Origin of the sequence: Desulfosarcina sp. (assembly GCF_033791525.1) — a bacterium.
GTDB lineage: Bacteria > Desulfobacterota > Desulfobacteria > Desulfobacterales > Desulfosarcinaceae > Desulfosarcina.
Map to the genome: position 1 here is coordinate 1 of NZ_JASJGN010000200.1, position 7,314 is coordinate 7,314.

At 53.8% G+C, this 7,314-nt stretch carries 7 protein-coding genes and 2 pseudogenes; 7 read left to right on the forward strand and 2 right to left on the reverse strand.

Annotated elements, in window-relative coordinates:
• The 4 genes and pseudogenes from QNK41_RS09890 to QNK41_RS09900 form a co-directional block, all read left to right on the forward strand.
• On the forward strand, nucleotides 1-1,062 hold a 1,062-nt coding region (locus tag QNK41_RS09890; RefSeq protein WP_319256256.1), incomplete at its 5' end, for an FAD-dependent oxidoreductase.
• Nucleotides 1,063-1,071: 9 nt separating this feature from the next.
• Entirely contained in the window at nucleotides 1,072-1,776 is a 705-nt protein-coding gene (locus tag QNK41_RS09895; RefSeq protein WP_319256258.1) for a succinate dehydrogenase/fumarate reductase iron-sulfur subunit, read from the forward strand.
• A gap of 129 nt (nucleotides 1,777-1,905) precedes the next feature.
• Nucleotides 1,906-1,959 (forward strand): annotated as a pseudogene (locus QNK41_RS23035) (lipoprotein); the annotation flags it as partial.
• Between the two features lie 6 nt (nucleotides 1,960-1,965).
• Nucleotides 1,966-2,805: a DUF6279 family lipoprotein gene (locus QNK41_RS09900; RefSeq protein ID WP_319256260.1), complete on the forward strand. Its 840-nt coding sequence runs from the start codon at nucleotides 1,966-1,968 to the stop codon at nucleotides 2,803-2,805.
• A gap of 7 nt (nucleotides 2,806-2,812) precedes the next feature.
• On the opposite strand, the gene QNK41_RS09905 is transcribed toward QNK41_RS09900, so the two are convergent.
• A complete protein-coding gene (locus tag QNK41_RS09905; RefSeq protein ID WP_319256262.1) occupies nucleotides 2,813-3,112 on the reverse strand; it encodes a hypothetical protein in 300 nt (99 codons plus the stop codon).
• A 393-nt stretch (nucleotides 3,113-3,505) separates the two neighbouring features.
• Here QNK41_RS09905 and QNK41_RS09910 point away from each other — a divergent pair, with 393 nt between their 5' ends.
• Complete coding sequence (locus QNK41_RS09910) at nucleotides 3,506-5,455, forward strand: ABC transporter ATP-binding protein (protein ID WP_319256263.1); 1,950 nt, start codon at nucleotides 3,506-3,508, stop codon at nucleotides 5,453-5,455.
• 28 nt (nucleotides 5,456-5,483) lie between these two features.
• Here QNK41_RS09910 and QNK41_RS09915 read toward each other — a convergent pair whose 3' ends face one another.
• On the reverse strand, nucleotides 5,484-5,774 hold the full coding sequence (locus QNK41_RS09915) for a hypothetical protein (protein WP_319256266.1): 291 nt from the start codon (nucleotides 5,772-5,774) through the stop codon (nucleotides 5,484-5,486).
• A 242-nt stretch (nucleotides 5,775-6,016) separates the two neighbouring features.
• Between QNK41_RS09915 and QNK41_RS09920 the strand changes: the two genes are divergently transcribed.
• Complete coding sequence (locus QNK41_RS09920) at nucleotides 6,017-6,742, forward strand: class I SAM-dependent methyltransferase (protein WP_319256268.1); 726 nt, start codon at nucleotides 6,017-6,019, stop codon at nucleotides 6,740-6,742.
• A 239-nt stretch (nucleotides 6,743-6,981) separates the two neighbouring features.
• Nucleotides 6,982-7,314 (forward strand): annotated as a pseudogene (locus QNK41_RS09925) (glycosyl transferase family 2); the annotation flags it as partial.

The following is a 7,314-nucleotide window of genomic DNA, read 5'->3' on the forward strand; positions in this document are numbered from 1 at the left end:
GGCGAGCTGTGCTGCGGCAGTACGGGGCGACACCATGGCCTCTTGCACAGCGGCGCCCGCTATGCGTTGCATGATGTCGCAACGGCGGCTGAGTGCATGACGGAAAATCGAATTCTGCGGACTATTGCACCGCAAGCCCTGGAGCAAAATGACGGTTTGTTTGTGGCCTTGGATGACACGGACATGGCCCACTATAAAGCTTTTATTCTCAACTGCAGCGCCGCCGGCATTCCTTACCGAGAGTTGCCTGTCGACGAGGCACGGCGCATGGAACCCGAATTGTCGCCCACCATCAAGGCGGCGGTGCAGGTGCCTGACGCCACCATGGACGCCTGGCGTCTGGCCATGCACTTTTTTGCCTCGGCCCGGGCCAACGGTGCCGACATCCGCCCTTTTTCGGAGGTCGTAGGATTGCTCGCCAACGATGGAATTATCACCGGTGTGGACGTCAGGGATCATCAGCGCCAAACGACCTATGTCGAAAAAGCGGATATGGTGATCAATGCGACGGGTCCATGGGCCGGCAAAATCGCTGCCCTGCTCAACATCAATCTACCCATGAAGCCGTCACCGGGTGTCATGGTCAGCATGCAGCCGCGGCTCACCGGTATGGTGATCAATCGGCTTCACCCCGCCGGCGAAGGGGACATTATCGTGCCTCAGCGCAACCAGAGTATTTTAGGAACCTCCGCCTGGATCGCGGATGACCCGGATGAAGTGATGCTGCCCGCTGACCATGTCCGGCAAATGATCGATCTGTGTTCGCAGATGCTGCCGCAGCTCGCCCAACTGCCGGTGGTTGCGGCCTGGAGTGCGTCCCGCCCGCTGCTGATCAATGACGCCGAAGCGGATCCGACCAAGATCAGCCGCGCTTCGGAGGCCATCGATCATGCTAAAACGGATGGAATGGAAGGGCTGTTGTCCGTGGTTGGCGGGAAAGCCACCACCATGCGGGCGATGGCCGAAAAGGTGGTCGATCGGGTGTGCGCCAAAACCGGTCGGCAGATTCCCTGCGCGACCGAGCACACGGTCTTGCACCATTATCGACAATTTTTTCAATGATCGATTCTCATGCACAGCCTTCTAATCAAGATATCACGATTCAAGCCGAGCATTATCGACCCGCCGGCATTTTCTACTTATGAATTGACACCGGCGCCCGATTGGACCGTTTTGGATGCCCTGGAACAGATCCGGATCCATCAAGAGCCCTCATTGATGTATCGGCGCGCCTGCCATCATGCCTCATGCGGCACATGTGCGTGTACCATCAACGGTGTGGAACGCCTGGCTTGTAAAACCAAACTCGCTGATTTAGGGACGCAGACCATCACCCTGGAGCCGCTGCACTGTTTTCAGCGTATCGGAGACCTGGTGACGGTGCGCAGCACGCTGTTTCAATTCATGCAACCTGATTGGTCTTGCCTGCAGCCAGACGAAAAAAGGGATGATCATGATCTCCTCTTGAGTGGCCGCGGCCAATCGATCACCAGATTTGAAAACTGCATCGAGTGTGGATGCTGTGTTTCCGCTTGCCCGGTGGTGCGCAAAAACAGCCATTTTATAGGGCCCGCCGTGCTCTCAGCCATCAATCAGGAGATGAAAAAAAATCCGTCCACTGAAAACGACCTGCTTTCTATCGCGGCCTCGCCGGATGGCGAAACCTTATGCCAGCGCGCTGTGGCCTGCAGCCGGGTCTGCCCCACCGGGGTTTATCCGGCCAGGCACATCAAAGCGTTGAGGGATCAGCGCAAGCGCACGGGAAACACCCCTTAACCGAAAGGCGTCCACACGTGATCGAAAAAAGAGGGCGCCCGTCTTCATTGCAGCTATGCTATCCAGCTTTTTCTGGTGGGTGATGGCTCCTCCGGTTGATAAATATCAGTCCCCGATTATCTTAAGACAATGAAACGGTATATTCTGATAATCTTGCTTATGATCGGAGTCTCGGGGTGCAGTCTTCGAATGACCTACCCTAATCTGGATTGGCTGATTCCCTGGTACGTGGACGACTATATCACCTTGAATCAGGAACAGAGCCGTTTGCTGGAAAATCACCTGATACACGCGTTGGACTGGCACTGCCATACCCAGCTTTCGGCGTATGGCCAAACGCTGAAGGACTTGGCCTACGATTTAGACGATCCTCGTGTGCCACTGAGTGTCGAGAGACTGCACGCCTATGCCGACCAGTTGAAAATCCTTTGGCGGGTGATAAAGATACAGATCGGGCCGGAAGTGGCGGATATTTTAGCAACCGCATCCGATGAACAGCTCGCTGAGCTATTTGAAAATGTGGAGCAGCGCAACAACACCTTCAAAACGGAATATGTGGATATCCCGTTGGACCAGCTGGAACAAAAGCGCAGAAAAAAAATGATCAAGCGCATCAACCGATGGTTTTCCGAGATCACCCCGGTACAGAAGCAGGCGGTGGTTGACTGGAGCGCTGAAATCAGGCCTTTGGCCGCAGACGGATTGGACCACCGGCAGCACGTCACGGCTGAATTGAGAAACTTGCTGGCAAGACGTCAAGATAACCCGGATTTCAAGGGTGCATTCGTTGACCTGCTGGTGAATATCGATCAACGCAGATCCGCGCATTACCAAAACAATATCGACGTCAACACGGATCTTACCCTCATGCTGCTGGCAAAAATAGAACGTTCGCTGACGCCCACCCAGCGGTCATATCTGCTGGGACGCATCCGTACCTTCTCGGCAGATTTTGAAAAACTGAACTGCGATCCGGCAGCCGCCCATCTATCGACTCACGAAACCGTTTCAACGCAGGTATCGGGGTGATATGCCTTTATGCTTGGGCTCCACCAAGCAACTCCTCAACCAACCGCCGCCACTCTGCTTCAAGCGGGATGTCGGGGCGCTGCCGCCCGGCGCGGGTGTACCAGTAGTCCGCGTTCCACAAGACACCCTCTTCGCGGTGCAGGTAGGCATGCACGGCGCTGCCCAGGACGGTTGGAATCTCCTGGGCGATGGCATGGGCTTTATCCCAGTCCCCCTTTTTGTCCCACCACAAGGATGTGAGCGTTTCTGAAAGCCCGTGTGGCGGTTTTTCAGCGGCAACACTTTTTACAAAATCATCAACGGTCATCGCTTCTCCCTTTCTATGCATTCCGATTATTTCAAACGCTGCGGCCCGCTGTGGATGAGTATATACGGAAAATATGCGTCCAGTCCCGAACTGTCAAACGACAAGGCGTGTCGTCTTTCCATCCACAACCTTCCTTCACACCATTTCCCCAACATTAAACGGCGCACCCCCGCTTGCACTAACCTGTTTGCCCGCCGAGGATTTACAGACAGTGGGCAAGTGGTTAGGGTAACCATATTGAATGGGCAATAGGAACAGATTGGACCCTCCCCGCGGCAAACTGTGGGGAGGGTTCACCGTAAGGATAAAAATCGACTTCCAGTTCGCTCGCTAACCCGCTGCAAGCGGCGGGGTTAGCGCTCGCTATCGCGGTTCAAAATAGGGGTTAAAAATATGCGACAGAATATCGGCACCGGTTGGTGGGCCTATGTACGCTACGACGATGAACGGGATCGCCCCCAGATCAGCTGGGCCTTGCTTCGACGCGTGTGGGGATACGCAGAGCCCTATCGACTGAAAGTTTTGGGTTTATTGACGACCATCTTTGCCATTACCGGATTAAGCCTAATCCCCCCCTTGCTCTATCGGGATCTGATCGATAACGCCATCATAAACGCAGACACGACCCGGCTCAATTGGCTGGCGTTGGGCATGATCGGTGTCCCCCTGCTCAGCGCGGCCATCGGTTTCGGGCAGCGATACCTCAGTGCGACCATCGGGGAGGGCCTGATCGCCGATCTGCGCAATGCGCTGTTCAACCACATGCAGCGGATGGGCCTGCGCTTTTTTACCCACACCAAAACCGGGGCGCTGATCAGTCGGCTCAACAACGATGTGGTGGGCGCCCAGCGGGCCCTGACAGGCACCTTTATCAATATCGTAACCAATATCGTAACCGTTGTCGCCACCGTGAGCATCATGTTCTCCTTGGAGTGGCGTCTGACCCTCTTGAGCATTGCCATTGTGCCCTTGTTTTTGGCGCCAACCCGGCGGGTCGGACGAAAGTTGCGCCACATCCGCCGGCAGAGCATGAAGTTGAACGCCAGGATGAATGTCCTCATGCAAGAGACCCTAAACATCGACGGGGCCCTGCTGGTCAAGTTGTTTGGAAGACAAAGCGACGAAGGAGATCGGTTCCATCGGCGCAGCGCGGCCCTGGCCGACATCGGCGTTCGATCGGCCATGGTGGGACGTTGGTTTTTCATGGGCTTGGGCCTGATCAGCGCCGTCGGAACGGCCATGGTGTTCTGGCTGGGCGGGCACATGATTTTACGGGGTGTTTTCACCGTGGGGACGATTGTGGCCTTCGGTGCCTACCTGACCCAACTCTATGGCCCGCTGAGTTCCATCAGCAATGCCCATGTCGAGTTTGCCACCAGCATGGTTAGCTTCGAGCGCGTCTTCGAGGTGTTGGACCTCCCGGTCGAAATTCAGGACAAGCCTGATGCGATTACGCTGCCAGATGTCACAGGCGAGGTCACATTCGATGATGTCAGCTTCAGCTACACGGTAGATGGCGACAGCGCTTCGGGTTTGTTGGAGAAAAAAGGAGATCGACAGACCGTCGCACCTGCCCCAGCGGCATCGATTGCAGACGAACAGCCAAGCCGCCAAATGGCACTGGAGGCCGTGAGTTTTGCCATCAGGCCCGGTGAATTGGCCGCACTGGTCGGGCCTAGCGGTGCCGGAAAAACCACCATCACCTACCTGCTGCCACGGCTCTACGATCCAACGGACGGCATCATTCGCTTGGACGGGCATGATCTGCGGGATGTGTCCCAGATCTCTATGGCCAGAGCCATCGGTATGGTCACCCAGGAACCCTATCTATTTAACGACACGCTCAAGACGAACCTTCTCTATGCGGCACCCCACGCCTCACAGGTCGAAATCGAAGCCGCCTGTCGGACGGCCAATATTCACGCCTTCATCGCCGGCCTGCCCGATGGATACGACACGGTGGTGGGTGCCAGGGGCTATCGGTTGAGCGGGGGTGAAAAGCAACGAATTGCGATTGCCCGGGTCATTCTCAAAAACCCGCGCATCCTGGTGCTGGACGAAGCCACCAGCAGTCTCGACAGCCAGAGCGAGGCCCTTATACAGGAGGCCCTGGAAAGGATCATGAAAGGACGCACCAGCCTGGTCATTGCCCACCGGCTCAGCACCATTCTGGATGCAGATGTAATCCTGGTGTTGGATCATGGCCGCATCGTCGAACGGGCCCACCGCCATGATAACCATTCCGCTCACGATCAGCTCCTGGTACAGGAAGGGCTGTATGCGCGCCTCTATCAAACCCAATTCCGGAATGCAGGTCCTTGCCCGACTTCTACAGGCTCGTAACCAGGCAATCCAGCTTATCGTGAGTGGGTTAGTCGTTCAGGGTGTTGAAATCAGCCGTCCGCTTCAGGGTATATCGGGAAAGTGGGCGGCCGGACCAGTTCCCCTCCATGAGCAGCAGCACCTTGTGCGGGCTATGGCGGCGATTATTGCATTGACAGGAAAGGCCGTTCTTCCTAAACTTTCTCCTACGACATGTCGTTAATTTCAAGTCAGGTGGGCTACTGATACAGCGCATTTCAAAAATAGCCTGAGTGACCATGGCAGCGTTATGAAACGACTCAACATCTTCACAACCTGCCTCATCGCTGCGCTTTTTCATTGTTTCATGCCTTGCCATGCACCCTGATCTTTATTTTTGAGATGTCTGGTAACCCGTTTTGTAAATTCGACGATGGGGGTTCCTCATGTCCCGTCCTCCAGGACCTGATCGTCCTGATCCGTTTTCGCCATTTCTTCCGCCTTGCACCCGCGGGCCGTTGGGTCGAAACGACGCTGCCGATCCTTCGATGCGTTGCCGGTGTAAAGACGCTTTAAGCAGATCGGCAATGAGAAAATGAAGCTATGACGAGCGTAAAAGAACATTATGACAATTTGCTTGCTCCACTTTATGCGTGGATCTCCGGCGGGCTCGAGCTAAAATTAGAGGAAAACCTGAAATTTTTCGAATCTCATGGTATACGTCCAACCCGATCGGGTATAGCATTTGACTTGGGTGCCGGTCCCGGATTTCAGTCGATACCGCTGTCTCAATCCGGATTTAAGGTCATAGCAATGGATTTGAGCCGGGACCTGCTGGCGGAACTCATTTCAAATGCCGCGGGATTGCCCATCGTGGCAATAGAAGACGACCTGTCGAATTTTACAGAACACATCCACCAACGTGTGGAACTTATCGTATGCATGGGCGACACCATTACCCACCTTACGAGTCTGGAAAAAGTTAACACCCTAATGGAAGATGCCAGTCAAATCTTGGAAGACAATGGCCGTTTGATTATCGGATTCAGGGAGCTGGCGTCTGAATTGAAAGGCCTGGACCGTTTCATCCCGGTGCGAAGTAATTCGGAAAGAATATTTACCTGCTTTTTGGAATATGAAAAAAACCATGTCAACGTACATGACATTGTTCATGAAAAAGCCGGTGATCGTTGGGTAATAAAAAAAAGCTGTTTTCGAAAGCTTCGTATCTCTACTCAGTGGATGTCGGTGTGCATGAAAAAATTAGGATTTACAATTGAAAACATCGATAATAACAATGGCATGACAACGATCATTGCGCGCAAATAGTCCGATCAACGGAATTCAATATCATGGTTGCCTGCGCGCTACACTTGTATTCGATCTAAGCGCTTTCTCCATTCCACGTTGCATGTAAAGTACTTCAGCGACTGAATAGGGCCCGGTCCAACCAACGTCGCACTAAAATGCAGCAGCCGCGTGATTCAAGCGGTCAATGTATTTAGATCTATTCGAAAACGTCGACGATATGTCATTACTCAACTGAAAATTAACCGCCCGGAACAATTATGGTCGAACCCTTCCTGTATCTATCGTTGGCGCTATATGTGTTTGCGCTGGTTGCTTTGTTTACCTACGGTATGAACTGCTATTTCCTCATGGTGTGTTATCGCCTGAAACGTTCCCAATCCCTCCAGCAGCATGACGCGGTAATCGAGCATTTCTATCGAAATTATCCCGTCGATCGCTGGCCGAAGGTTACCATCCAGCTTCCGATCTTTAATGAACGCTATGTCGTCGAACGATTGATAAAATCGATTTGCCGGTTTGATTATCCAAAAGCGCTGCTCGAGATCCAGATTCTGGACGACTCCACCGATGACACCGTCGATATCGCCAAG